The organism is Microbacterium sp. NPDC079176 (assembly GCF_040686675.1).
In the GTDB taxonomy this organism is placed as follows: Bacteria; Actinomycetota; Actinomycetes; order Actinomycetales; family Microbacteriaceae; genus Microbacterium.
Genome location: NZ_JBFBLM010000001.1, coordinates 133871 through 157178, shown reverse-complemented (window position 1 = coordinate 157178; position 23308 = coordinate 133871). Strand labels below are relative to the sequence as shown.

General features: G+C 69.1%; 22 protein-coding genes. 6 read left to right on the top strand and 16 right to left on the bottom strand.

Annotated features, from left to right (window positions below):
• Positions 1 to 46 precede the first annotated feature (46 nt).
• Positions 47 to 2476, top strand: a complete 2430-nt coding sequence (locus AB0P11_RS00775) for a CHAT domain-containing protein (protein ID WP_363518855.1) — start codon at positions 47 to 49, stop codon at positions 2474 to 2476.
• Positions 2477 to 2724: 248 nt separating this feature from the next.
• Here the strand turns inward: AB0P11_RS00775 and AB0P11_RS00770 are convergent, their stop codons facing one another.
• The 5 genes from AB0P11_RS00770 to AB0P11_RS00750 are packed head-to-tail and all read right to left on the bottom strand — an operon-like array spanning position 2725 to position 7232.
• A complete protein-coding gene (locus AB0P11_RS00770; RefSeq protein WP_056275914.1) occupies positions 2725 to 3501 on the bottom strand; it encodes a DeoR/GlpR family DNA-binding transcription regulator in 777 nt (258 codons plus the stop codon).
• A 28-nt stretch (positions 3502 to 3529) separates the two neighbouring features.
• Positions 3530 to 4384 carry a class II fructose-bisphosphate aldolase gene (locus tag AB0P11_RS00765; protein WP_363518852.1) on the bottom strand — a complete coding sequence of 285 codons (855 nt, stop codon included), beginning with the start codon at positions 4382 to 4384 and terminating at the stop codon, positions 3530 to 3532.
• Positions 4381 to 5322: a 1-phosphofructokinase family hexose kinase gene (locus tag AB0P11_RS00760; RefSeq protein ID WP_363518850.1), complete on the bottom strand. Its 942-nt coding sequence runs from the start codon at positions 5320 to 5322 to the stop codon at positions 4381 to 4383. The genes AB0P11_RS00765 and AB0P11_RS00760 overlap by 4 nt, the downstream gene beginning before the upstream one ends.
• On the bottom strand, positions 5319 to 6311 hold the full coding sequence (locus AB0P11_RS00755; protein ID WP_363518847.1) for an ROK family protein: 993 nt from the start codon (positions 6309 to 6311) through the stop codon (positions 5319 to 5321). Before AB0P11_RS00755 ends, AB0P11_RS00760 begins: the two co-directional genes overlap by 4 nt.
• A 24-nt stretch (positions 6312 to 6335) precedes the next feature.
• Positions 6336 to 7232, bottom strand: coding sequence for a sugar isomerase (locus tag AB0P11_RS00750; RefSeq protein WP_363518844.1), 897 nt, complete (start codon positions 7230 to 7232; stop codon positions 6336 to 6338).
• 288 nt (positions 7233 to 7520) lie between these two features.
• Here AB0P11_RS00750 and AB0P11_RS00745 point away from each other — a divergent pair, with 288 nt between their 5' ends.
• Genes AB0P11_RS00745 through AB0P11_RS00735 form a run of 3 tightly spaced genes read left to right on the top strand, consistent with a single transcriptional unit; the run spans position 7521 to position 10693 of the window.
• The gene (locus AB0P11_RS00745; RefSeq protein ID WP_056275906.1) at positions 7521 to 8765 is read left to right on the top strand and encodes an extracellular solute-binding protein; all 1245 of its coding nucleotides are present in this window, start codon (positions 7521 to 7523) and stop codon (positions 8763 to 8765) included.
• A gap of 30 nt (positions 8766 to 8795) precedes the next feature.
• The gene (locus AB0P11_RS00740) at positions 8796 to 9770 is read left to right on the top strand and encodes a sugar ABC transporter permease (RefSeq protein WP_053098347.1); all 975 of its coding nucleotides are present in this window, start codon (positions 8796 to 8798) and stop codon (positions 9768 to 9770) included.
• Positions 9771 to 9772: 2 nt separating this feature from the next.
• Positions 9773 to 10693: a carbohydrate ABC transporter permease gene (locus AB0P11_RS00735; RefSeq protein WP_171821966.1), complete on the top strand. Its 921-nt coding sequence runs from the start codon at positions 9773 to 9775 to the stop codon at positions 10691 to 10693.
• Between the two features lie 96 nt (positions 10694 to 10789).
• On the opposite strand, the gene AB0P11_RS00730 is transcribed toward AB0P11_RS00735, so the two are convergent.
• Complete coding sequence (locus AB0P11_RS00730) at positions 10790 to 11524, bottom strand: SDR family NAD(P)-dependent oxidoreductase (RefSeq protein ID WP_363518839.1); 735 nt, start codon at positions 11522 to 11524, stop codon at positions 10790 to 10792.
• 112 nt (positions 11525 to 11636) lie between these two features.
• Between AB0P11_RS00730 and AB0P11_RS00725 the strand changes: the two genes are divergently transcribed.
• The gene (locus AB0P11_RS00725) at positions 11637 to 12113 is read left to right on the top strand and encodes a hypothetical protein (protein WP_053098345.1); all 477 of its coding nucleotides are present in this window, start codon (positions 11637 to 11639) and stop codon (positions 12111 to 12113) included.
• Positions 12114 to 12156: 43 nt separating this feature from the next.
• On the opposite strand, the gene AB0P11_RS00720 is transcribed toward AB0P11_RS00725, so the two are convergent.
• Both AB0P11_RS00720 and AB0P11_RS00715 read right to left on the bottom strand, forming a co-directional pair.
• Entirely contained in the window at positions 12157 to 13323 is a 1167-nt protein-coding gene (locus tag AB0P11_RS00720) for an ROK family protein (RefSeq protein ID WP_363518836.1), read from the bottom strand.
• Positions 13324 to 13461: 138 nt separating this feature from the next.
• Positions 13462 to 13761 carry a chorismate mutase gene (locus AB0P11_RS00715; protein ID WP_053098343.1) on the bottom strand — a complete coding sequence of 100 codons (300 nt, stop codon included), beginning with the start codon at positions 13759 to 13761 and terminating at the stop codon, positions 13462 to 13464.
• Positions 13762 to 13856: 95 nt separating this feature from the next.
• Between AB0P11_RS00715 and AB0P11_RS00710 the strand changes: the two genes are divergently transcribed.
• Complete coding sequence (locus AB0P11_RS00710) at positions 13857 to 15134, top strand: AI-2E family transporter (RefSeq protein WP_363518833.1); 1278 nt, start codon at positions 13857 to 13859, stop codon at positions 15132 to 15134.
• Between the two features lie 67 nt (positions 15135 to 15201).
• Here the strand turns inward: AB0P11_RS00710 and AB0P11_RS00705 are convergent, their stop codons facing one another.
• The 8 genes from AB0P11_RS00705 to AB0P11_RS00670 form a co-directional block, all read right to left on the bottom strand.
• Positions 15202 to 16125, bottom strand: a complete 924-nt coding sequence (locus AB0P11_RS00705; protein WP_056275893.1) for an ABC transporter substrate-binding protein — start codon at positions 16123 to 16125, stop codon at positions 15202 to 15204.
• A gap of 98 nt (positions 16126 to 16223) precedes the next feature.
• Positions 16224 to 16952: an ABC transporter permease gene (locus tag AB0P11_RS00700; RefSeq protein WP_053099329.1), complete on the bottom strand. Its 729-nt coding sequence runs from the start codon at positions 16950 to 16952 to the stop codon at positions 16224 to 16226.
• Complete coding sequence (locus AB0P11_RS00695) at positions 16949 to 17629, bottom strand: ABC transporter permease subunit (RefSeq protein WP_230101098.1); 681 nt, start codon at positions 17627 to 17629, stop codon at positions 16949 to 16951. Before AB0P11_RS00695 ends, AB0P11_RS00700 begins: the two co-directional genes overlap by 4 nt.
• Positions 17626 to 18513, bottom strand: coding sequence for an ATP-binding cassette domain-containing protein (locus AB0P11_RS00690; RefSeq protein WP_053098339.1), 888 nt, complete (start codon positions 18511 to 18513; stop codon positions 17626 to 17628). Before AB0P11_RS00690 ends, AB0P11_RS00695 begins: the two co-directional genes overlap by 4 nt.
• Positions 18514 to 18581: 68 nt before the next feature.
• Positions 18582 to 18884, bottom strand: coding sequence for a DUF427 domain-containing protein (locus tag AB0P11_RS00685; RefSeq protein ID WP_363518828.1), 303 nt, complete (start codon positions 18882 to 18884; stop codon positions 18582 to 18584).
• 199 nt (positions 18885 to 19083) lie between these two features.
• A complete protein-coding gene (locus tag AB0P11_RS00680) occupies positions 19084 to 20517 on the bottom strand; it encodes an NAD(P)/FAD-dependent oxidoreductase (protein ID WP_072590451.1) in 1434 nt (477 codons plus the stop codon).
• Positions 20518 to 20760: 243 nt separating this feature from the next.
• The gene (locus AB0P11_RS00675; RefSeq protein WP_363518824.1) at positions 20761 to 21870 is read right to left on the bottom strand and encodes a beta-propeller fold lactonase family protein; all 1110 of its coding nucleotides are present in this window, start codon (positions 21868 to 21870) and stop codon (positions 20761 to 20763) included.
• A gap of 7 nt (positions 21871 to 21877) precedes the next feature.
• Positions 21878 to 23164, bottom strand: coding sequence for an adenylosuccinate synthase (locus AB0P11_RS00670; protein ID WP_056275880.1), 1287 nt, complete (start codon positions 23162 to 23164; stop codon positions 21878 to 21880).
• Positions 23165 to 23308 lie beyond the last annotated feature (144 nt).

Sequence of the window (23308 nt, the reverse complement as noted above, 5' to 3'; positions counted from 1 at the left end):
CACAGCACACCTTCCCTGAGGCCAGACATACCGGCATTCTGGTGCAATGCCCCTGTCTGCTCTCGAGCTGCATCAGCGCGGCGTCGACGCAGCCAACTCCCGACGGTTCGCCCAGGCGCGGCGTGCGCTGACCGCCGCATCGGCGCGCACGGACGACGCCGATCTGCGTGCCCGCATCGACGGGACCATGGCCTACGTGCTCGCCCAGACGGGCCAGCCGGTGGAAGCCGAGCGACTGTCGCGCGAAGCGCTGTCACGGCCGGGCCTCAGCGACGAGACAGTCGCCCTCGCGAACGGCCAACTCGGCACGTTGCTCATGCACGGCGGACGGCTCGACGACGCCGACCTGTTTCTCACCAGGGCGATAGACGGCCTCGACGAGGGCTCGATCGAGAGCGCCAACTGCCTGATGAGCCGGTCGATCGTCAGTATGCAGAGGCACCGGCTCGACGCCTGCACGGCCGATCTGCAGCGGGCCATCGCGGCCTATGAGGCCCACGGAGCCGAGGAGCCGCTGGCCGAAGCGCGCCACAATCTCGGCTACGCCGCGCTGCTCGGCGGCGACCTCGTCACCGCACTCGGGCTGATGACCCGATCGCGTCCGATCCTCGCCGCGACCAGCGACCTCGCCGCCGCGATCAGCGACCTCGATCGGGCCGAGGTGCTGCGCGATGCCGGCCTCACGACCGAGGCCGAAGAACTGCTCGGCACGGTCGCGGTGCGATTCGGTGCACAGCGGATGCGGCAGGCGCGAGGCGAGGCCGAATTCCATCTCGCCCGATCGCTGCTGCGGCACGACGCCTCGTCGGCCGAGCGTGCCGCGGCGACCGCATCCCGTCGCTTCGCCACCCTGGGAAGCGCGAGCTGGGCCGCCCGCGCCGACGCGGTGCGGCTGGAGGCGCAGCTGCGAACCCGACCTCAGAAGCCGCCGGCCGCCGAGGACTTCTCTCGCACGGTGGACGCGCTCACCCGGGGAGGATTCCGCACCGAAGCGGCTGCGGTGTCACTTACCGCTCGGCTGGCCGACGGAGGTCGCCTGCCCCGACTCACCCCTGACGCCCCGACGCCGCTGCGTCTGCGCGCGCACGAGGTGCGTGCGGTGCGTGCCGCCGCACGGGGCAGGGATGCCGATGCTCGCCGGGCCGCCGCCGAGGGGCTCGACCTGCTCACCACGTGGCAGCAGTCGTTCGGAGCGCTCGACCTGCAGGCGTCGGTGGCCATGCACGGCACCGAGCTGATGTTCGCCGGTCTCGCCGCGGCCGCGCGATCGCGCGATCCCGAGGTGCTGTTCGAGTGGTCCGAGCGTGCCAGGCATCTCAGCCAGCAGGTCGCACCGGTGCGCCCGCCGCACGATGCCGAATTGTCGGCCGACCTCGCCGAGCTGCGGATGCTGCGCGCCGACCTCGCGGGGTCGGACTGGACGACGGATGCCCGGGTGCGCGAGCTGCGGGATCGAGTACGTGACCGCCAGTGGTCGTCGACCGGCGTCGGCGAGAGCCACGAACGCCTGGGTCTCTCCGAGACCCGAGCGCGACTCGACGAGGACACAGCGATCCTCGCCTACGTCTTCACGCGCGAGGAGCTGCTGTGCGTCGTCGTGACGACATCCGGCTCGTCGATCGTCGAGCTGGCGCTGCCGCGCATCGAGGCCGCGCTCGACGGACTCCGCGCCGACCTCGACGTGGCGGCTCTGACCCACGGCGGGCCGATGGCGCACGTCGTGGCGCGTTCGCTCGACGACAGACTGCGACGACTCGACCAGGCCCTCCTGGCACCGGCGCGCGCGGCGTCGGGAGGAGCGGCACGTCTGGCCCTGACGGTGCCCGGCATCCTGGGCGGCATCCCGTGGGCGATGCTCCCGGGAATGCGCGGAACTCCGTTCACCATCGCGACGTCGGTGTCTCGCCTGCTCGGCGGCTCCGATCGCCGCCCGCCACAGGCCTCCCGGGCAGGTTTCGCGACCGGCCCCCGCGTCGCGCGCGCCGAAGAGGAGGTGCGCCGGGCCGCCGCAGCGTGGGCAGGCGCCAGGATGCTGACCGGCGACAGCGCGCGGGTCAGTGCCGTCACCGAGCTCGCCGAGCAGGTCGACGTGCTGCACATCGCCGCCCACGGTCGTCATGCGGTCGACAACCCGCTGTTCTCAGGGTTCGAACTCGTCGACGGCACCCTGTTCGGGTACGACGTCGACCTGATCTTGCGCCCGCCCGAGACCGTCGTGCTCTCGGCGTGCGAACTCGGCCGCTCGTCGGTGCGGTGGGGCGAGGAGGCGCTGGGCATGACGCGCGTCTGGCTGCACGCCGGCACCGGCTGCGTCATCGCCGCCCCTGTCGTGGTCGCCGACGACGTCGCCTGCGAGCTGCTCGGGGCCGTGCACTCCGAGCTGGCCACCGGTGCCAGCCCCGCGGACGCGCTGGCCGCGGCATCCGAATCCACAGGCCTCAGCGCGCCTTTCCAGTGCCACGGAAGCGGACTCTGAAACTTTTCTCCAGTCGATGTATCAGAACATCGGTGACCCGCTCCTTATCTCCAGAAGGTGCCAGCGAAGGGCTTCGGAAACGAAGCGCGAGGGAGGCGCAGTCGAACTGGGGAAACCCTCGTGCACTGGGGAGTGTGAGGGGACGACAGGACACCATCTACTCCGGGGATGTCGCGAGAGGGGTCGCGGCATCCCCACCAGGAGTCCCGCACCGTGTTGCTTGTGAGAGTCAAGGACTGATCGGCAGGTCAGGCCGTCATGACCTCGTACCCCGCGTCGCGGAACGCGGCAAGCGAGGCGTCGTCGGAACCGTCGTCGGTCAGGAGAACGGGGAACAGCTCCGGGCCGCCGACGGCCGCGAACGCCACGGTGCCGATCTTGCTGCTGTCGGTGACGACCACGGCTCGGCGGGCGCGCTCGGCCATCATGCGGTTCACCGCGGCTTCGCGTTCGTCCTGCGTGGTGGCGCCGGCCGCGGCATCCATCCCGTTGACCCCGATGAAGGCGATGTCGAGTCGCACTCCGCGCAGCAGCTGCTCGACGAACGGACCCACCAGCTCGTAGCTGCGCGAGTGGATCACCCCGCCGGTCACGACGACCTTGATGTCGGGTCTGGTGGCGAGCTGGGCGGCGATGTTCACGGCGTTGGTGACGACCGTGATGCCCGGGCCTGCGGCGAGATCGTCCCGAGCGGCGAGCGCTGCGGCGATGGCGGTGGTCGTGGTTCCGCCCGAGAGCCCGACGACCATGCCCGGCGCCACGAGGGCGGCGGCGGCCTGGGCGATGCTCTCCTTCTGCTGCGAGCGCTGGTGGCTCTTATAGCGGATCGGCAGCTCGTAGGCGACCGAGTGGGCGACCGCCCCGCCGTGGGTGCGTGTGAGCAGACGCTGCTCGGCGAGCGAGTCGAGATCACGGCGCGTGGTGGCGGCCGAGGCTCCGAAGCGCTCGACGAGTTCGTCGACGTTCACCTCGCCGTCCGCGGCCAGCAGGTCGAGGATCGCGTTCAGTCGGGCGGCGCGCTTCATGTCACCATCCTGCCCGGCATCGCGTGACTCACCCCGCCACCTCGGTGGACTCGAGGGCGAACAGGCGCAGCATCCGCGCCGCCTCCCCGGCGAGCGCATCGCGCGCAGGGGTGAGGTACTTGCGCGAGTCGACGAGCCTCTCATCGGTGTCGAGGGTCGCGCGGATCGCGCGGGTGAAGAACCCGTTCAGGTGCGTCGAGACGTTGATCTTCGTCATGCCCGCGCGCACGGCGTCAGCGATCACGGCGTCCGAGACTCCCGATGATCCGTGCAGCACCAGGGAAACGGGGAGGGCTTCGCGCAGGCGTGCGATGAGAGCGAGGTCGAGGGATGCCGTGCGGTCCGTCATGGCGTGCGACGACCCCACGGCGACGGCGAGCGCGTCGACGCCGGTCGCTGCGACGAACGCGCGGGCCTCGTCGGGGTCGGTGCGCACACCGGGGGCGTGGGCGCCGTCCTTGCCGCCGACCTCGCCCAGCTCGCCCTCGACGTAGACGCCTGCCGCGTGCGCCCGCTCGGCGACGGCAGCGGTCAGCGCCACGTTCTCGTCGTACGGCAGCGCACCGCCGTCGAACATGACCGAGCCGAAGCCCAGCGCGATGGCCTCGTCGACGAGCTCGGGGCGCTCGGCGTGATCCAGGTGCACCGCGACCGGGGTCTGCGCGCGCCGCGCGACGGCGAGCGTCGCCAGAGCGATCGGCTCGAGGCCGCCGTGGTAGTCGGCGCAGTTCTGCGAGATCTGCAGGATCACCGGCAGTCCGGCGTCGGCAGAGGCACGCACGAGCCCCTCGGCGGTCTCGAGGTGGATCACGTTGAAGGCGCCGATGCCGGTGCCGCGGGCTGCGGCATCCGTCACGAGCTCTCGGGCGGAGACCAGGGTCACAGAGGGTCCTCTCGAACGGGGGAATCGTAGGGGGTGACGACGAGGCGCTCCTCGAGCGCCGCCCAGTCGTCGGAGATCTCGCCGGCGAGCGGCATGAGCACAGCGGCGGCCGACCACGCGGTGGCGCGTCGCAGAACGGTCTCGGGATCACGGACGCCGTCGGCATAGAGCACCGCGCACGCGGCCACTCCCGCGTCGCCCGCACCGGTCGGGTTGCCGGCCAGCGGGGCATCGAGGCGCGCATGCAGCACGTCGGAGGCCGTGACGGCGAGCATGCCCTCGGCGCCGAGCGACAGCAGCACGAGGTCGACGCCGCGCTCGATCAGCGAACGCGCGCCGTCGACCGGGTCGGTGATGCCGGTAGCCTCGACGAGCTCGGCCGCGTTGGGCTTGAGGACGGATGCTCCGGCATCCGCCGCGTGCAGGAGAGCCGGACCCGAGGTGTCGACGATCACGGGCACACCGGCGTCCCGCGCCGTGCCGATCAGCAGCGGAAGCAGCGTCTCAGGAGCACCGGGCGGCAGGCTGCCCGAGATCACGAGCACGCGCGCGCCGGGAAGCGCATCGACGACCTCGCCCAGCATCGCAGCCCACTCGGGGTCGGAGGGGTTCACGCCCCGCTCGTTCACGATCGTCGTGTCGCCGAGGGTCTCGTCGACCAGCGCGATGCTCTGCCGTGTCGCTCCGACCACGGGGACCAGGCGATGGGGCACGCCGCTGGCCCCGAGCTCTGCGGCGAGCTCGACACCGCTGCGACCGCCTGCCGTCGACACGGCGAGCACCGAGGCGCCCTGCGCGTGGGCGACCCGGGCGACGTTCAGGCCTTTGCCGCCGGCACGCACCGCACCGGCATCCGCTCGGTGGGTCTCGCCGAGGGTCAGTCGCTCGACGTGCCAGGTGAGGTCGAGCGCGGGGTTCGGGGTGACGGTGAGGATCATGCCAGCTCCCTCGCGCGCAGCGCCGCGCCCAGGATGCCGGCATTGCCCGACAGCTCCGCCGGCACGAGCTCAGGAAGGCGATGGAAGCTCAGACGCTCCGCCAGTCGTGCCCGCAGCTCGTCGAAGAGCGCTCCCCCGGCGCGGGAGAGTCCACCACCGATCACGATCGCCTCGGGGGCGATGACGGCGGTGAGCTGCGCGAGGGACAGGGCGAGGGCGTCGAGCGCCGAGTTCCAGATCTCGGAGGCGACGCGGTCGCCGGCCGCCGCGCGGGCGATCACGTCCTTCGCGCCGTCGGGGCTGATTCCGGTCGCCTCGCGATAGCGGCGAGCGATGGCGCCGGCAGACGCGACGACCTCGAGGCACCCGCGCGCACCGCACGCGCACACCGGTCCGTCGGCGATCGGCGAGTGGCCGATCTCGCCCGCGTAGCCGCCGGCGGTGTACGGCTCGCCGCCCACCAACAGGGCACCCGCGATGCCCGTGCCGATGACCAGCACGACGGAGTTCGAGTAGGCGCGGGCGCCGCCGAGGCGGTGCTCGGCCCAGCTCGCCGCCCGCACGTCGTGATCGAACGCGACGGGCAGACCGAGCTTCTCCGACGCGAGGTCGCGCAGCGGCGAGTTCCGCCAGCCGAGATTGCTCGCGAAGACGCCGAGGCCGGCCTCCGCGTCGACGATCCCCGGCACCACGAGTCCTGCCGCCAGCGGCACGACATCGGGGTGGTCGGCCCGAAGTTCGGCGGCGAGCACGCCCAGGCGCTCGATCAGCACCTCCGTGCGGTCCCCCTCGGCGACGGGGGTCGGCGTGCGGCGGAGGCCGAGACCCGTGCCGTCGGCATCGAACAGCGCCGACTTGATGTCGGTGCCGCCCACGTCGAACGCCAGCACCGGCGCGCCGTGACCGAGCGGGCGCGCGGCGGCGAGCCGCTCGCCCGACGCGTCGCTCACGACGTCGGCGATGCTCGCGGCATCCTCAGTGCTGGTCATCGATCGCTCCGCTGATGGGTCGGGTCATGCATCCAGGATGACGGATCGCGTGAGGTTGCGCGGCTGGTCGGGGTCGAGCCCGCGGGCGACGGCCCTGTCGAGGGCGACGCGGTGCAGGCGCACGAGGTCGGCGAGCGGGTCGACCGGATGCTGCACGAAGCGGGCTCCGGTGGCCTCGACCTGCGCGGCCAGGCCTTCGGGCGCCTCGCCGAACTGCCAGGTGACGCGGCCGGGGGCGGCGATCGCGATCGGACCGTGGCGGTACTCCATCGACGGGTACGACTCGGTCCACGACTGCGACGACTCGCGCATCTTCAGCGCGGCCTCGTGCGCGAGGCCGACCGTCCACCCACGGCCGAGGAACGAGTACTGCTCGGCGTCGCGGAGCTCGTCGTCGTAGTCCGCCGTGAGCACGACGGCCGCATCCGCGATCGCGCCGGAGAGATCCTCACCGAGCGAGGCACGGAAGAGGGCCAGGGCCGTGGTCGCGAAGCGGGTCTGCACGACCGACTTCTCATCGGCGAAGGGCAGCAGCACGGCGTCGTCGACGAGCGAGACGAGCGGCGATGTCTCGTCGCCGATCACGCCGATCGTGGGCACGCGGCCCTTGATGCGCTCGACCAGCTCGAGCACCTCGGTCGTCGTGCCCGAACGCGTCAGTGCGACGACCGCGTCGTAGCCGCGGTCGACGAACGACTCGGATGCGGCGAACGCATCGGTCTCGCCCTGGCCCGCGGTCTCGCGGAGGAACGCGTAGGACTGCGCCATGAACCACGAGGTTCCGCAGCCGACGACGGCGATGCGGGCTCCGGATGCCGGGAGCAGCGCCTGCGCGTCGCGGAGATCCGCCGCGCGGGCCCAGGTCTCAGGCTGCGAATTCAGTTCTTCGCGCATGTGTGCGCCGGGCAGAAGTTCGGTCATGTCGGGCCCTCCGGACCAGATGTTGCAAGTTTGTGATTGTTTAGCGGCTTATTCGATCATAGTATGTCGAGATTAGGAATCGTTGCAAGGTTCCTCTTGATTTGTTTATTCTCCTGACAAATAATCGAACAAGTTCCACCGCCCCTCCGGAGATCCGGTCCATGGAGGGTTCCTCGAGCCGACCCGGCTTGAACCGATCGTCCCGCCACCGGGGGAGGCGATCACACGCATCGTCGCGTGCTGTGCTTGCGACTGTGCACCACCTACACAGTGAGGAATGCAATACACATGAAGAAGTCACTGCGATTCGGTGCTGTCGCTCTTGCGGCCACCGCCACGCTCACGCTCGCTTCGTGCGGGTTCGGCGGCTCGACAGGAGGCGGCGGAGACGCCGAGGGCGAGACGACGCTCAACCTTCTGGTCCCCAGCTACTCCGACGCCACCAAGGGCCTGTGGGAAGACGTGATCGAGGGTTTCGAGAAGGAGAACCCTGACATCACGGTCGACCTCGAGGTGCAGTCATGGGACAACCTCGAGAAGGTCGTCTCCACCAAGATCCAGGCCGGCGAGGCTCCCGACATCTACAACGGCGGTCCGTTCGCCGGATTCGTCGGCGACGAACTGCTCTACCCGGTCGAAGACGTCGTCTCGGAGGAGACCTACTCCGACTTCCAGGACGCGTTCCTCGCGAACGCCGAGGTCGACGGCACGGCCTACGCCCTGCCGCTGATCGCATCGGCCCGTGCGCTGTTCGTCAACAACGCGCTGCTCGAGCAGGCCGGCGTCGAGGCTCCGACGACCTGGGACGAGCTGCTCGACGCTGCGACCAAGGTGTCGGCACTCGGTGGCGGCGTGGCCGGCTACGGCATGCCCCTCGGCTCCGAAGAGGCTCAGGCCGAAGCGGCCGTGTGGCTGTGGGGCGGCGGCGGATCGTTCGGCGACGCGTCCGAGATCACGATCGACACCCCCGAGAACCTCGAAGGTGCCGAGCAGATCAAGAAGATGATCGACGCCGGTGCGACGCAGGCCGACCCCGGCTCGACGCAGCGCTCGCCCCTGATGGACATCTTCATCCAGGGCAAGATCGGCATGCAGGTCGGCCTGCCGCCGACGGTCGGCCAGATCGAAGAGGGCAACCCCGAGCTCGACTACTCGATCGTCCCGATCCCGACGAAGGACGGTTCGCCCTTCACCCTCGGCGTCATGGACCAGCTGATGGCCTTCCAGAACGACGGCGACAAGCAGGAGGCGATCACCGCCTTCTTCGACTACTACTACTCGGCAGACGTGTACGTGCCGTGGGTGCAGGCAGAGGGCTTCCTGCCCGTCACCAAGTCCGGTGCCGAGCAGCTCGCCGGTGAGGAGGCGCTCGCGCCGTTCCTCGAGGTACTGCCCGACGCGCAGTTCTACCCGTCGACGAACGAGAAGTGGTCGGCCACCGACGGCGCCTTCAAGTCGCTGTTCGGCCAGCTGCAGTCGAAGCCGGCCCAGGACGTCCTGGCCGAGATCCAGGCACAGGTCGACGCGGGCTGAGCCCCGCAGACGGAGAGGTTCGGGTATCCCATGAGCCAGACGAAAGAATCCTCGAACCTCGCGGGGGCGGCCACCGGCCGCCCCCGCACCCCGGGCCGCCGATCGGGCGCCGCCCGCGGCAAGCCGGGAGGGAAGGACCTGCTCCAGGCGCTGCCCTGGATCGCGCCCGCCCTGCTCCTCATCATCGGCGTGGTCCTGTTCCCCGCCGGGGTGATGTTCTTCAACTCCACCCGTGACATCTCGCTGTCGGGCCTCGACAAGGGCTCGGTCGGCTTCGACAACTTCGTGACCGTGTTCACGTTCGCCGAGTTCTGGCCGATCATGTTCCGCACGATCATCTGGGTCGTCGCGGTGGTGACCTTCACCGTGATGATCTCGCTCGGGCTCGCGCAGATCCTCAACAAGGCCTTCCCCGGTCGCCAGATCGTCCGCATGGCCGTGATCGTGCCGTGGGCGGCATCCGTCGTGATGACGACGATGGTCTTCTACTACAGCCTCGAGCCGTACTTCGGCGTCTTCAACAAGTTCCTCTACGACATCGGGCTCGCAGACGACGCGGTCGGCTACGGCTGGACCAAGAACCCGGCCACCGCCTTCGCCTGGTCGATCGTGATCGCGATCTTCGTCTCGCTGCCGTTCACGACCTACACGATCCTCGCGGGCCTCCAGACGGTTCCGGCCGACACCCTCGAAGCCGCGAAGATGGACGGCGCCGGCGCGACCCGCACCTACTGGACGGTCGTCGTTCCCCAGCTGCGCAGCGCCCTGGCCGTCGCGATCCTCATCAACATCATCAACGTCTTCAACTCGCTGCCGATCCTCAAGGTGATGACCGGGTCGATCCCCGGATACGGCGCCGACACGATCATGACGATGATCTTCAAGTACATCGAGCTGCAGAAGAAGGTCGACGTCGCGAGCGCACTGTCGGTCGTCGCCTTCCTCATCGTGATCGTGATCGTCGCGATCTACGTCAAGGCCGTCAAGCCCATGAAGGAGGTCTGATCATGACCCTGACCGAGACCGCCCTCGTCACCACCGCGGGCGATGACGCCGCCCCTCGCATCCCCGGACGCAAGCGCCGCTACACCGAGGACCAGGTCACGCTGCCCCGCGTCATCCTGCGCATGGCCGCCGGCATCCTGGTGCTCGCGATCTTCGTGCTGCCGTACCTGATCATGTTCTTCGGCTCCGTGAAGACGAAGTCGCAGATCCGCTCGGTCGACCCGACGTACCTGCCGATCGAGTGGCACTGGGAGAACTACATCTCGATGTGGTCGACCCCCGAGACGCCGCTGCCCTACAACCTCATCTCGACGATCATCATCGCCGTGTTCGCGACGCTGCTCGTGCTGCTGGTCTCGCTGCCCGCGGCCTACTACACCGCCCGCTTCAAGTTCCCCGGGCGCATGGTCTTCCTGTTCCTGGTGATCGTGACGCAGATGCTGCAGCCGGCCGTGCTCACCTCTGGCCTGTTCCGCCAGTTCACGGTGCTCGGACTCAGCGACACGTGGGCGGCGATGATCTTCATCAACGCCGCGTTCAACCTGTCGTTCGCGGTGTGGATCATGCACTCGTTCTTCGCGGGCATCCCGAAGGAGATCGACGAGGCCGCCCAGATCGACGGCGCGGGGCGCTTCACCGTGCTGTTCAAGATCAACCTGCCGCTCGTCTGGCCGGGCATCGTGACGGCCATCGTCTTCACGTTCGTCGCCTGCTGGAACGAGTTCGCCGCATCGCTCGTCATCCTCTCGACCGACAAGAACCAGCCGCTCTCGGTCGCATTGACCAAGTTCGTCGGTCAGTACGAGACGAGCTGGCAGTACGTGTTCGGCGTCTCGATCGTCGCGATCCTGCCCGTCGTCATCCTGTTCATGCTCATCGAGAAGCGCCTCGTCGGCGGCCTGACCGCCGGCAGCGTCAAGTAGACCTCGGGCCCGTCGCGGGGCGTCCGGTTCGCAGTTCGTGCCGCCGGGCGCACCCGCGAGCGGCACGAACTGCGACGGGAACCTCGACTCTGACGCCTACCGCGCAGGCAGCTCGACCCCGGTCGCGTCAGCGAGGGCCGCGAGGAGCCGCTCCTGGAAGGATGTGTCGTCGACGGCCGGGTGGGGTGTGCGCCGCTCGCCGTGGTGCCAGTATCCGCCGGTGACGTCGAGACGCGGCTCGGTCGCGAGGCGCTCCTGCGTCTCATGCCCGAGATCGAAGTCGTCGGGGGCGCCAGCACCGCCCATCTTCGTCGGCACCCATCCAGGATCGACCGAGTCGGCCGCGACGCGAGGCGCCCACCGTCGGGCGACCGCCGCCGACAGAGCCGTGACGAACAGCTTGCTGTCGGAGTAGCCGGCCGTCGTCCGCGAGCCGTCCCAGTCGAGCTCCGTGAGATCGGTCGAGCCGCCGCGATGCATCCCGCTGCTGAGGTAGACGTGACGTGTGGGCGTGCGCAGCAGCGCGGTGAGCAGGTAGGGACTGACCACGTTGACGGGCAGGATGCCGGACCCCGAGATGACACCGGCGTTGTGGATGACCGCGTCGACCTCCGCTCCCCCGTTCAGCTCGTCGGCGACATCCCTGACGGCGCGGCGATCCGTGAGGTCGGCGATGACGAGATCGGCACCGCGATCCGTCAGCGATGAGACGGCGGCTGCTCGATCCGCGCTGCGCGCATGGACGATCACCCGATGGCCCTGGTCGAGAAGTGCGGCGGCCGTCGCGCGGCCGAGACCGTCCGTGGAGCCCGTGACGAGGATGCGTGTCATGACCCCATCCTCTCGCGATGCTCAGCATCCTCTCCACCGACAGGAGCCGACCGCTCCCGGTACTCTGGCACGGTCGACTCCGCCATCCGGCGCGGTGAGACGGGGGGATCACATGACCTGGCAGGATGCGGGGCGCGTCGAGAGGCGGCCGACGGAAGACGCTCACCCCGGGTGGGGGTGGGGCGTGGTGCTGGTGCCCGTGGCCGTCGGACTCGCGGCTCTCGGGCTGTTCTTCATCCGTGAGCTCGACCCCGGGATGGGCACCGTGATCGGCGTCGCGCTCATCGCCTGGGCCGTGTCTCTCGCGATGCCGTTCTTCGTCATCGCCTGGTATGCCGTGCAGGCTGCGTGGAAGGCATCACGCGAAGAGCGCGGGCAGACGTTCGCCGCACCGTCGCACGCGCTGCGGCGCATCGGGTTCGGCATGCGCTGGAGCTTCCGCGCACGCGGCACGCTCTTCAATCCCGCGTCGTACGACGGACCCGACCTGCCGATGCTCGTCGTGGGCAAGGTGGTGCACATCCTCGCGATCGTCGTCCTGGTGATCGCCGGGCTCGTCGCCGCTCTCGTCGGGATCGCCTCGCGCTGAGCGGGATCCCGCACCCTCCGATGCGTCGTTGCCGATCCGCGAATCAGGATGCCGGAACGGATGCCGCGCGCAGCTGCGCGGGACTCCAGCGGACCCCGAGCGCGCTCGACAGCGCCACCTGTGCGACCCCCGTCGAGATCGACGCGTCGGCATCCGCGAAACGCACCGGAACGTTCGCGGTGCCCGTCGCCGTGTAGTCGATCTCCGCCTGCACGAGGCCGAGGAACGGGTCTCCGAGCGCGCGCGCCGGCCCCCCGATCACGACCTCGGCCGCGTCGAGCACTGCGGCGATGAGCTTGATGGTGCGCGCGAGTGCGCGTGCGCCCTCAGCCAGCTTCTCCTCATCGGCAGACGCGGCCAGCGCGGTGATCGCCTCGTCATCCATGGCGTCATCGAAGTCATCGCCCAGCATCGCCGTCATCGACGACGCCGATTCCAGGCATCCCTGGCGTCCGCAGCGACACGCGCGCGCATCCTCGCCGAACTGCACCTGGACGTGACCGATCTCGCCCGCGCGATCGCGTGGGCCCGGTGCGAGTTCGCCGTCGAGAGTCACCGCCACACCGATCCCGGTGCCGATGTGGATGAACAGCCGGTATCCGGACGACTCATCCTCTCGGGCCGCTTCGGCGATCGCCTCGGCATCCACGTCGTTCACGAGAAGGACGGGAACCGAGAGCAGGCGCTCGAAGCGCTCGGCGAGCGGCACGTCGGTCCATCCGAGCTGCACGCTCTCGAACACGCGGCGGCCGTCTGTCGTTCCGGGAAGCTGCACGCCCGCGACGAGCAGCCGTCCGGCGTATTCGGCGGCGATCTCCGTCAGCGCAGCGTCGAGCATTCGCACCCGTGATTCATCGGAGAACGCGACTCGCCGCGTCTCGACCTCGGTGCCGTCGAGCGCGACCAGAGCGATGCGCGCATCGGTCGGTCGGATCACGAGCACCAGGATGACGTGATGCTCGGCCTCGATGCTCAGCGTGGTCGCGCGTTTGCCGCCCGTGCTGGCGGCCTGCTCGCCGTCGACGACCAGCTGCAGCTCGATGAGCTCGGCGACCAGCGACGAGGCCGTCGCCGCGGTCAGGCCGGTGGCTCGGGCGATCCCCGCCCGGGTCTCGGAGCCCGGGTTGCGGAAGACCAGCTGCAGCGCACGGCGCAGGTTCGCGCGGCGGACCGAGGCCTGGGTGTCGAGTGCGTCATCGCCGTTCAGCATGGTGCCGGTCCCGGTGCAGGAATCAGTTGACAGACCTGGTGGTTCTGCGTACCCTCGGTCATAGTTTATTCAATAAACTTAGTTCGGTCCCCGGGCGAGTGAGTGCTGCACACACTGTCACTCGCTCGGAAGGCCGGATCATCGTCCTTCGGCGGCTTCGGTGTGATGGCGGATCACTTCGGCCACGACGAAGTTGAACCACTTCTCGGCGAACTCCGGATCGAGATGCGCCTGCTCGGCGAGTGCCTTGAGCCGCGCGACCTGCTGCTCCTCGCGACCCGGATCGGATGCCGGCATCTCGTGCTCGGCTTTGAGCTGACCGACCTGCTGCGTGGCGCGGAAGCGCTCGGCGAGCATGAAGATGAGTGCGGCGTCGATGTTGTCGATGCTCGAACGCAGTCGGAGGAGTTCAGCTCGGGGGTCTTCGGCGGCGGTCATGCCCCCTACTCTACGGAAACACGCGGCAGAACGACCCCACCCTGAAGGGGGGATGCCTCCCGGATGGACCCGCGCTCGGCCGCTATCGTGAGCACATGAGCCGAGAAGAGCAGGACCCGTCGAAGAGCGCGTCTGCTGCCGCATCCGAACCCTCCTCGGCACCCGACGTCGCAGCGTCGATCACCGAAGCATCCGCCGGCACCCCGGGGTCCGCGAGCTCCCCCGCGGGAGACACCGCCGTTCCGGCGATCTCCCCCCACACCCCGAAGACGTCGCCGGCAGTTCATCACGGGGTCGTCGAGCCGATGACTCCGAGCCGCTCGTTCTGGACGCGCATCGACCGGCCTTTCGTGTTCGGATTCCTGGTGACGATCGGCGGCCTCGCCGCCATCGTGCTCGGTTTGGCCGTCGCGAACCTGTCGACCGTGCTCATCTACATCGCCCTGGCACTGTTCGCCGCCCTCGGCCTCGACCCCACCGTGCGCTTCCTCGAGCGGCGCGGGCTGTCTCGCGCCATCTCGGTGGTCGTCGCGATCCTCGGGCTCGTGATCGTGGCAGGTCTCGTCGTGTGGATGGTGCTGCCGGTCGTGATCGACCAGGTCGCGAGCTTCGTGCGGTCGGTGCCGGGGATGATCCAGGAGTTCACCCGCAGCGACATCTACGCGACGCTCGACGCCCAGTTCGGCGACCAGTTCCAGGACCTCGTCGCCGATGTGCAGAGGTTCCTCACCGACCCGGGAAACATCGCCGCGATCGGCGGAGGAGCGCTGCAGGTCGGCGCCTCGATCGCCAACGCCATCTCGGGCATCATTGTGGTGCTCGTGCTCACGCTCTACTTCGTCGCGACGCTGCCGTCGATCAAGTCGGGGATGCTCCGCCTCGCTCCCGCACGTGACCGCGCGCGCGCAAGCGACATCACCGAGCAGATCACCGATTCCGTGGGCGCCTACGTGATGGGAATGGTCGTGCTCGCGTTCTGCAACGCCGTGCTCACGTTCCTGCTGTACGTGTTCCTCGGGCTGCCGTTCCCACCGCTGATGGCGACGGTCGCCTTCTGCATCACCCTGATCCCGCTCGTGGGCTCTGTGATCTTCTGGATCATCGGCACCGGCATCGCGCTGTTCAGCGACCCGATCGCGGCACTCGTCTTCGCTCTCATCTACGTCGTGTACATGCAGATCGAGGCCTACGTCATCACCCCGCGCGTCATGAACAAGGCCGTCGCCGTTCCGGGTGCCCTCGTCGTGATCGGCGCCCTCGCCGGCGGCACGCTGCTCGGCCTGCTCGGCGCTCTCGTGGCGGTGCCGGTCGCGGCATCCATCCTCATCGTGATCAAACAGGTGCTGATACCCCGGCAGGACGCCAGGGTCTAGGCAGTCCCTGGACGCAGAAGTGCCCGGCCCCCTGAAGGGCCGGGCACTTCTGTGAGGACGACTCAGGTCAGACGAGGTCGTTGTCAGCGAGCCACTTCTTCGCGATGTCCGCGGAGGACTGCTCCTCGACCGTGCTGAGCACGTTGAGGGCGACGAGCTCCTCGCCGGTCAGCTTGGCGCTGATGGCGTTGAGGACATCGGAGACGTCGTCGGCGATGTCGCTCGAGACGATCGGCACGACGTTCGACGAGATGATCAGGTTCTCAGGGTCTTCGAGAGCGACGATCTCCTCGGTCTCGAAAGCCGGGTCGGCGGTGTAGATGTCGGCGACCTGGATCTGGCCGGCGAGCAGCGACTCGAGCGTGGTCGGGCCGGTGGCCGAGAACGTCAGGTCGACGCCGTAGACCTCTTTGGCCTTGGCCGGGCTGTACGGACGCTGCTCGAACTCCGGAGCCGCACCGATCGTGACCTCGGAGGTCACCTTCGAGAGGTCGCCGATCGTCTTCAGGTCGTTCTCCTCGGCGAAGCTCTTCAGCACCGTGTAGGAGTCCTGATCGGTCGCCTCGGCGAAGTCGAGAGCGGTCAGGCTCTCGGGAAGGGCCTCCTGCAGCGCCGCGTAGACGTCGTCAGGGCTCGTGACGTCGACCTCGTCATCCGAGATGTACTCGAGCAGGCTGCCCGTGTACTCGGGGAAGACGTCGATGTCGCCCGACTCGACATCCGGCATGTACGCGTCACGCTGGCCGATGCTGAGCTGCTTCTCGACGTCGAAGCCGGCGGCCTCGAGCGCCTGGGCGTAGATCTCGGCGATGATCTCGTTGGAGTAGTACGCCTGCGAGCCGACGACGATCGTGTCGCCGCTGCCCGAGCTCTCACCGGAGTCGGACGGCTCGTCGAGCGGGTTGCTCGACGAGCAGGCGGACAGGGCGAGTGCAGCCGCGGCGACAAGACCGACGGCGAAGACAGAGCGCTTGCCTCGTGCTGTGAACATGGACTTCCTCTTTTCTGGAACTGCTGTGGGGGACTGCTGCTGTGTGGGACTGCTGCTATGTGGAACTGCGCGGTAGGGACGGAGGAGCCGGTGCGCGATCAGGCCGTGGCCGGAGCCGCGGCGGGAGCGAGGTCGCGCGACCGGCGACGGGTGGGACGGCCGGCACGGAGCCCCGCCGGCACCGCGGCGTGCTGGGCTGCGGCGAGGATCAGGTCGACGAGCAGCGCCAGCGTGGCCACGAGGATCGCCCCGGCCAGGACCTGATCGAACTTCTGCAGGGGAATGCCCTGGATGATCGGCCAGCCGAGGCCGCCGAGATTCACGTAGGCGGCGATCGTGACGGTCGCGATGACCTGAAGCAGGGCCGAGCGGAGGCCGCCGACGAGCAGAGGCAGTCCGAGCGGCACCTCGACCTTCCAGAAGATCTGCCAGCCGGTCATGCCCATCGCCTTGGCCGAATCGATCACGCGGCGGTCGATCGCCTCGAGCCCCGTATACGCGCCGGCGAGCAGCGAGGGGATCGCGAGCAGAACGAAGGTGATGATGGCCGCCTGCGGCACACGCAGCACGCCGAGCAGGAGGACGAGCAGGATCATCAGGCCGAACGCGGGAATCGCTCGCGCCGCGCCGGAGATCGCGACCGCGACCTCGCGCCCCTTGCCCGTGTGGCCGATCAGCCAGCCGATCGGCACCGCGATCACCGCGGCGATCAGCACCGAGATCACCGTCAGGGCGAGATGCTCGGCCAGCAGCTTGGGCAGCGCGTAGTTTCCCGTCCACTGCTCGGGAGCGAGCATCCAGGCGAAGGCCTCGGCGAAGAGATTCATGCCGGGGCTCCCAGCGCGATCGGCCGAGGCGCGACCTTCTTCGAGGCGGCGCGCGTCCACGGCATCAGCGCGCGACCGATCAGCAGCAGGATCAGATCGATCACGAGGGCGATGATGACCACGGCGACGACGCCCGCGAACACCTCGGCGATGATGCGCCGGTCGAGGCCGTTCGTGAACAGGTAGCCGAGGTTGGTCACGCCGATCAGGATGCCGACCGTGGCGAGCGAGATGGTGCTGACGGCCGTCACGCGGAGTCCGGCGAGGATCACCGGACCGGCGAGCGGGAACTCCACCGCCCAGAATCTGCGGAAGGCGGCGAAGCCCGTCGCCGTCGCCGCCTGGCGCACATCGTCATCGACCGAATCGAGACCGTCGGAGACCGCGCGCACCAGGATCGCGATCGCATAGATCGTGAGCGCGATGACGAGATTCGACTCGCTCCGGGCCGAATACCCGGCGACCGAGGGCAGCAGGATGAGCAGCGCGAGCGACGGGATCGTGTAGAGCAGACCGGTGAGCACGATGATCGGGCCGCGCACCAGGCGGAAACGCCACGCGACCCAGCCGAGCGGGAGCGACAGCACGAAACCGAGCACGATCGGGATGATGCTCTGACGCAGATGCACCAGAGTCAGATCGAGGATCAACCCGAGGTTGTCGGTGACCCAGTTCACGCGCCCTCGCCCTGCACAGCGCCGAGAGCGGCGGCATCCGGCCCCGCCAGGGGACCGTCGGACGTCTCGGCCGCCGCGACGATCGCGCCCTGCGTGCGCCCCTCGGAGTCGACCACGACGGTGCCGTGCGGGGTCTCTTTGAGGTGCAGGGCCCGACGCCCACGGTCGGCTCCGATGAACGAGGCGACGAAGTCGTCTGCCGGGTTCTCGATGATCTCGCTCGGGCTGCCCACCTGCACGATGCGCGCGCCCTTGTCGAGGATCACGACCTGATCGCCGAGCAGGAAGGCTTCGTCGATGTCGTGGGTGACGAACACGACGGTCTTGTCGAGCTCGTGCTGCAACCGCAGCGTCTCCTGCTGCAGGTCGGCGCGCACGATCGGGTCGACGGCGCCGAAGGGCTCGTCCATCAGCAGGATGTTCGGATCCGCCGCAAGACCGCGGGCCACACCCACACGCTGCTGCTGACCGCCCGAGAGCTGACTGGGATACCGGTCGGCGAGTGACTGGTCGAGCCCCACCGTCTTGAGCAGCTCACGCGCGCGCTCGTGCGCCGGCCCCTTCTTCACGCCGGTCAGACGCAGCACGGTGGCGACGTTGTCGATCACCGTGAAGTGCGGCATCAGGCCGGAGTTCTGCATGACGTAGCCGATGCGGCGGCGCAGGGCGACGGGGTCGCCGCCGAGCACGCTCTCGCCGTCGATCTCGACCTCGCCCGAGGTCGGCTCGACCATGCGATTGATCATGCGCAGCAGAGTCGTCTTGCCGCATCCTGAGGATCCGACGAACACCGTCGTCTTGCGGGACGGCAGCACCAGGCTGAAGTCCTTCACGGCGGTCGTGCCATCGGGGAACTGCTTGGTGACGTTGCGGAACTCGATCACGATTTACTACTCTCCGGTCGATCGATCGACGAGGCGCGCATCAGCGCCTCGACTGCGGCATACAGAGGTCATGCAGAGACCTCGACCCGCGGGTCGAAGGCGACGAAGCCCGAGAAGTCCTTGCCCACACGGTCGAAGGCGCTCGGATACGGCGTCGGATACGACCAGGCGTAGTCGGTGTGCAGCTCGCCACCGGCCTGGACGGAGAAGTACTGGGCGGCGCCCTTCCACGGGCATGTGTACGGAGTGGGGCTCTCGACGAGCACGCCCTCCGTGATGGATGCCGGCGGGAAATACCAGTTTCCCTCGATGCGCGCGAGATCGCTCTCGTCGGCTTCGGCGATGAGGGTTCCTGCGAGTACAGCCTTCATGGTCCTGCCTCCTCGGATGTGTGTTCGAGCGTATAAGAGGTGTGCGACATTCGGCCGGGGGTTGTGCCGGAGGTCGTCAATGTGGGAAACAATCCTGCTCCGGGCGCGCCGATCGCGCCAGTCTCTCGTCGGTTGTTCGGAGCGGATGCCGAAACGGATGGGCCGCGCGGCGTCCGTCGTCGGCATCCGTCCGATGCGCTCAGGCCGAGTCCCTCCCATAGGACTCGAGCAGCCGCAGCCAGATCTCGCTGATCGTCGGGTACGCCGGAACGGCGTGCCACAGGCGGGCGATCGGCACCTCGCCGACGATCGCGACCGTGGCCGTCTGCACGAGCTCGGCGACCTCGGGGCCGACGAAGGTCGCTCCGATGATCACGTCGCGCTCCTTGTCGATCACGAGGCGGGCCTGCCCCTCGAAGCCGTCCTCATAGAGGCTCGCGCCGGCGACAGAGCCCAGGTCGTAATCGACGACGGCGACGTCGGTTCCGGCCTTGCGGGCCTCTGCCTCGGTGTGCCCGACCGAGGCGACCTCGGGGAACGAGAAGGTCACCTGAGGGGCGCCGGCGCTGTCCGCGGTGGCGACGTGACGACCCCAGGCCGCATCGTCGACGTCCTCGCCTTTGGCGCGCGCCGCGATCACGTCGCCCGCTGCTCGCGCCTGATACTTGCCCTGGTGCGTGAGCAGCACACGACCGTTCACATCGCCGACCGCATAGAGCCAGTCGGATCCGGGAACACGCAGCGTGTCGTCGACCGTGATCCAGCGACCGGGCTCGAGACCCGCGACGTCGAGGCCGATGTCGCCGCTGCGAGGAGACCGCCCGGTCGCCACGAGGACTTCGGCAGCGGTGACCGTCGATCCGTCGTCGAGCACGATCTCGACTCCCTCGTCGCCTCGCGTCACGCTGGTCGTGCCGGTGTCGGTGCGGACGTCGACACCGAGCTCCTTCAGCCCGGCCGCGACGCGCTCCCCGGCGAACGGCTCCATCGAACCCAGCAGACCGCTGCGGGCGATGATCGTCACCGTCGAACCGAGGGCCGCATAAGCCGTGGCCATCTCGACAGCCACGACCCCGCCGCCGATCACGGCCAGCGACTCGGGCAGCTCCTCTGCGCTGGTCGCCTCGCGGCTGGTCCAGGGGGACGAGTCGCGCAGGCCCTCGATGGGCGGGATCACGGCATCCGATCCGGTGCTGATCGCGACGGCGTGGCGGGCGCGGAGCACGCGGGTGCCGCCGTCGGCATCCGTCACCGTCACCTCGCGCTCACCCGTCAGACGGCCGTGCCCGCGGGCGAGGTCGATGCCGGCGGAGTCGAGCCACTTCACCTGCCCGTCATCCGACCAGTTGCTCGTGAACGAGTCTCGGCGGTCGAACACCGCGCGCACGTCGAGCGACCCCGTCACCGCCTCGGCCGAGCCCTTGACCTTCTGCGCGGCTCGCAGCGCCTGGGCCGGACGCAGCAGCGCCTTCGACGGCATGCATGCCCAGTACGAGCACTCACCGCCGACCAGCTCGCTCTCGACGATGATCGCGGTCAGTCCGTTCTGCACGGCGCGGTCGGCGACGTTCTCGCCCACCGGCCCGCCGCCCAGCACGATCAGGTCGTAGTCGTCGGTCTTCTCAGCAGTCATGGGGTGCACCTCTCCGTCGCCCAGTCTTGCTCAAGTCCAACGTCGAGTCACGGGGTGGTTGTTCCGCGACGCGCCGTCGGGCGCGTTGCCGGCCTGCTCCACAACTCCGGAAGGCCGGCGAACAGCGACGCGCACCGGCCGTGCAGCCCCGCATCGGGCCGTTCGTCCGGAGTTATGGCGCCGCCCCGGTTCACAGCCTGAGTGCGAACGCCAGGTCAAGCTCCCCGAGGCGCGACCCGCGCGTCAGCGAACCGGCAGGATGTGCGTCGGCGCCGGGGCCTGCGCGAGGTGGCGGATGCCGAGCGGCGCGCCCGTGCGCTCGTCGAGGTCGATCAGCGCGACGGTGTCGGAGCGCTGCCCCGCGACCAGCAGCTTGCCCTCGTGCACGACGTGATGACGGGGCCAGTCCACGCCCGAGTCGGCGAGGGCGATCGACTCGAGAGCCTCGCCTCCCCCGCGCACGCGGAGCGCGGCGATCGTGTTGCTGCCGCGCAGGGCCGTGTAGAGGAACTGCGCGTCACGGCTGCGGGCGAGTTCGGCGGGGAAGTCCACGCCGATCTCGGCGATCGGGCTCGCGAGCACCGACGACACGACAGCCCACGTGCCGTCGCGCCCGGGACCGAGAGTGAACACCTCGCACGAGTACTCGGTCACCACGTGCAGGTGGCCGCTGGGGTGCACGACCATATGCCGGGGGCCGGTGCCGACGGGCAGCACGACCTCGTGATCGAGCACCAGGCCACCCCCGGTGGGTCGCCAGATCCGCACCAGGTCGAAGCCGAGATCGGTGGTCGCGATGCGCCCGTCGGCGAGGAAGGCTGCCGAGTGCGCGTGCGATGCGCGCTCCTCACCCGTCGCGGTGAGCTCGCCGGGGTACGGATCGGATGCCGCGACCGCGACGCCCGCCGGAGGCGCCGCCTCGAGCGGCTCGCCGAGGAGAGCGGCACGCAGCTCGGCTGCCTTGTTCACGGCATCCGGCACCAGGCGGCCCTGCGCGTCGATGCCGATGCGGACGACGCGGCCGTCGCCGTAGCAGCTCGCGACGAGGAACGATCCGCTCGACGAGACCGCCACGTGGCAGACGCCGTCGCCCGCGGCGACGGGCTCTCCGAGCGGCTTCAGCGTCGAGTCGCCGCTGCGCGCGAACGCCTGCACTCCGGCATCCCCTTCGAGCGCCGCGTAGACGACGTCGAGCGACGGATGCTGCGCCAACCACGACGGGGAGGGGGTCTGCGTGACCGCTCCCCGATACTCGAGTGCGGTGGGCGCGCTCTCGTCGCCCGCGAGCAGGCCGATGCCGTCGGCCGAGCCGTCCATCGCGGGTCCGTACCCGCCGAGCCAGAACCGGGTCATGTCAGCCTCAGTCGAGCAGGTCGTGACGCACGATGACCTGGTCGCGCTCGGGGCCGACGCCGATGACGGAGATGCGCGTGTTGCTCATGCCCTCGAGCGCGATGACGTAGTCCTGCGCGTTCTTCGGCAGGTCGTCGAACGTGCGTGCGGTCGAGATGTCCTCGCTCCACCCCGGGAAGTACTCGAGGATCGGCGTCGCGTGGTGGAAGTCGGTCTGGTTGACCGGCACCTCGTCGAAGCGTCGACCGTCGACGTCGTATGCGACGCAGACCGGGATCTGCTCGAGTCCGGTGAGGATGTCGAGCTTGGTGAGGACGAGATCGGTGATGCCGTTCACACGCGTCGCGTAGCGGGTGATCGGGGCGTCGTACCAGCCGACCCGGCGCGGACGGCCCGTGGTGGTGCCGAACTCGAAGCCGCGTGACCGCAGCCACTCGCCCTGCTCGTCGAACAGCTCGGTGGGGAACGGACCGGAGCCGACACGGGTCGTGTAGGCCTTCACGATGCCGACGATGCGGTCGAGCGCTCCGGGGCCGACGCCCGATCCGGTGGACGCGCCGCCCGCCGTGGCCGACGACGACGTGACGAACGGGTAGGTGCCGTGGTCGACGTCGAGCATGGTGGCCTGACCGCCCTCGAACACGACCACCTCGTCGCGGCGCAGGGCCTCGTCGAGCAGGTATCCCGTGTCGGCGACCATCGGCCGCAGGCGCTCGGCGTACGAGAGCAGGTCTTCGACGACCTCGTCGGCGGTGATCGCGCGACGGTTGAAGATCTTCACCAGCAGGTGGTTCTTCTGGTCGAGGGCGCCTTCGACCTTCTGGCGCAGGATGTTCTCGTCGAAGAGGTCCTGCACGCGGATGCCGACGCGGTTGATCTTGTCGGCGTAGGCGGGGCCGATGCCACGGCCGGTCGTGCCGATCATGCGCTTGCCGAGGAAGCGCTCGGTGACCTTGTCGAGAGTGCGGTGGTACTGGGTGATGATGTGCGCGTTGGCGCTCACCTTCAGACGGGAGACGTCGATGCCGCGGCCGCCGAGCGCCTCGAGCTCGCTGAAGAGCACCTCGAGGTCGATCACGACGCCGTTGCCGATCACCGGCGTGACGCCCGGCGACAGGATGCCGGACGGCAGCAGGTGCAGTGCGTACTTCTCATTGCCGACCACGACGGTGTGGCCCGCGTTGTTGCCGCCGTTGAACTTGACGACCCAGTCGGTGCGCTCGCCGAGCAGGTCGGTGGCCTTGCCCTTGCCCTCATCGCCCCACTGGACGCCGACGATAACGATTCCTGGCATGGGTATCCCCCTTGCTTTCGCCGGGTTTGCACCGGCTGATGAGCTGGCCCTCTTCGGGCGGCTCCATCCTATCGAAGGTCGTTCGCCGACCCTCCGGGCTGTGGGCGGCGGACGCTCTCGAACGGACTGCAGCAACCCGTGGCG

Bases quoted from the DNA above. Each gene is read 5' to 3' on its own strand.
- AB0P11_RS00775 (WP_363518855.1), top strand. From the start codon at position 47: ATGCCCCTGTCTGCTCTCGAGCTGCATCAGCGCGGCGTCGACGCAGCC.
- AB0P11_RS00770 (WP_056275914.1), bottom strand. From the start codon at position 3,501: ATGAAGCGCGCCGCCCGACTGAACGCGATCCTCGACCTGCTGGCCGCG.
- AB0P11_RS00760 (WP_363518850.1), bottom strand. From the start codon at position 5,322: ATGATCCTCACCGTCACCCCGAACCCCGCGCTCGACCTCACCTGGCAC.
- AB0P11_RS00755 (WP_363518847.1), bottom strand. From the start codon at position 6,311: ATGACCAGCACTGAGGATGCCGCGAGCATCGCCGACGTCGTGAGCGAC.
- AB0P11_RS00750 (WP_363518844.1), bottom strand. From the start codon at position 7,232: ATGACCGAACTTCTGCCCGGCGCACACATGCGCGAAGAACTGAATTCG.
- AB0P11_RS00745 (WP_056275906.1), top strand. From the start codon at position 7,521: ATGAAGAAGTCACTGCGATTCGGTGCTGTCGCTCTTGCGGCCACCGCC.
- AB0P11_RS00740 (WP_053098347.1), top strand. From the start codon at position 8,796: ATGAGCCAGACGAAAGAATCCTCGAACCTCGCGGGGGCGGCCACCGGC.
- AB0P11_RS00735 (WP_171821966.1), top strand. From the start codon at position 9,773: ATGACCCTGACCGAGACCGCCCTCGTCACCACCGCGGGCGATGACGCC.
- AB0P11_RS00730 (WP_363518839.1), bottom strand. From the start codon at position 11,524: ATGACACGCATCCTCGTCACGGGCTCCACGGACGGTCTCGGCCGCGCG.
- AB0P11_RS00725 (WP_053098345.1), top strand. From the start codon at position 11,637: ATGACCTGGCAGGATGCGGGGCGCGTCGAGAGGCGGCCGACGGAAGAC.
- AB0P11_RS00720 (WP_363518836.1), bottom strand. From the start codon at position 13,323: ATGCTGAACGGCGATGACGCACTCGACACCCAGGCCTCGGTCCGCCGC.
- AB0P11_RS00715 (WP_053098343.1), bottom strand. From the start codon at position 13,761: ATGACCGCCGCCGAAGACCCCCGAGCTGAACTCCTCCGACTGCGTTCG.
- AB0P11_RS00710 (WP_363518833.1), top strand. From the start codon at position 13,857: ATGAGCCGAGAAGAGCAGGACCCGTCGAAGAGCGCGTCTGCTGCCGCA.
- AB0P11_RS00705 (WP_056275893.1), bottom strand. From the start codon at position 16,125: ATGTTCACAGCACGAGGCAAGCGCTCTGTCTTCGCCGTCGGTCTTGTC.
- AB0P11_RS00700 (WP_053099329.1), bottom strand. From the start codon at position 16,952: ATGAATCTCTTCGCCGAGGCCTTCGCCTGGATGCTCGCTCCCGAGCAG.
- AB0P11_RS00685 (WP_363518828.1), bottom strand. From the start codon at position 18,884: ATGAAGGCTGTACTCGCAGGAACCCTCATCGCCGAAGCCGACGAGAGC.
- AB0P11_RS00680 (WP_072590451.1), bottom strand. From the start codon at position 20,517: ATGACTGCTGAGAAGACCGACGACTACGACCTGATCGTGCTGGGCGGC.
- AB0P11_RS00675 (WP_363518824.1), bottom strand. From the start codon at position 21,870: ATGACCCGGTTCTGGCTCGGCGGGTACGGACCCGCGATGGACGGCTCG.
- AB0P11_RS00670 (WP_056275880.1), bottom strand. From the start codon at position 23,164: ATGCCAGGAATCGTTATCGTCGGCGTCCAGTGGGGCGATGAGGGCAAG.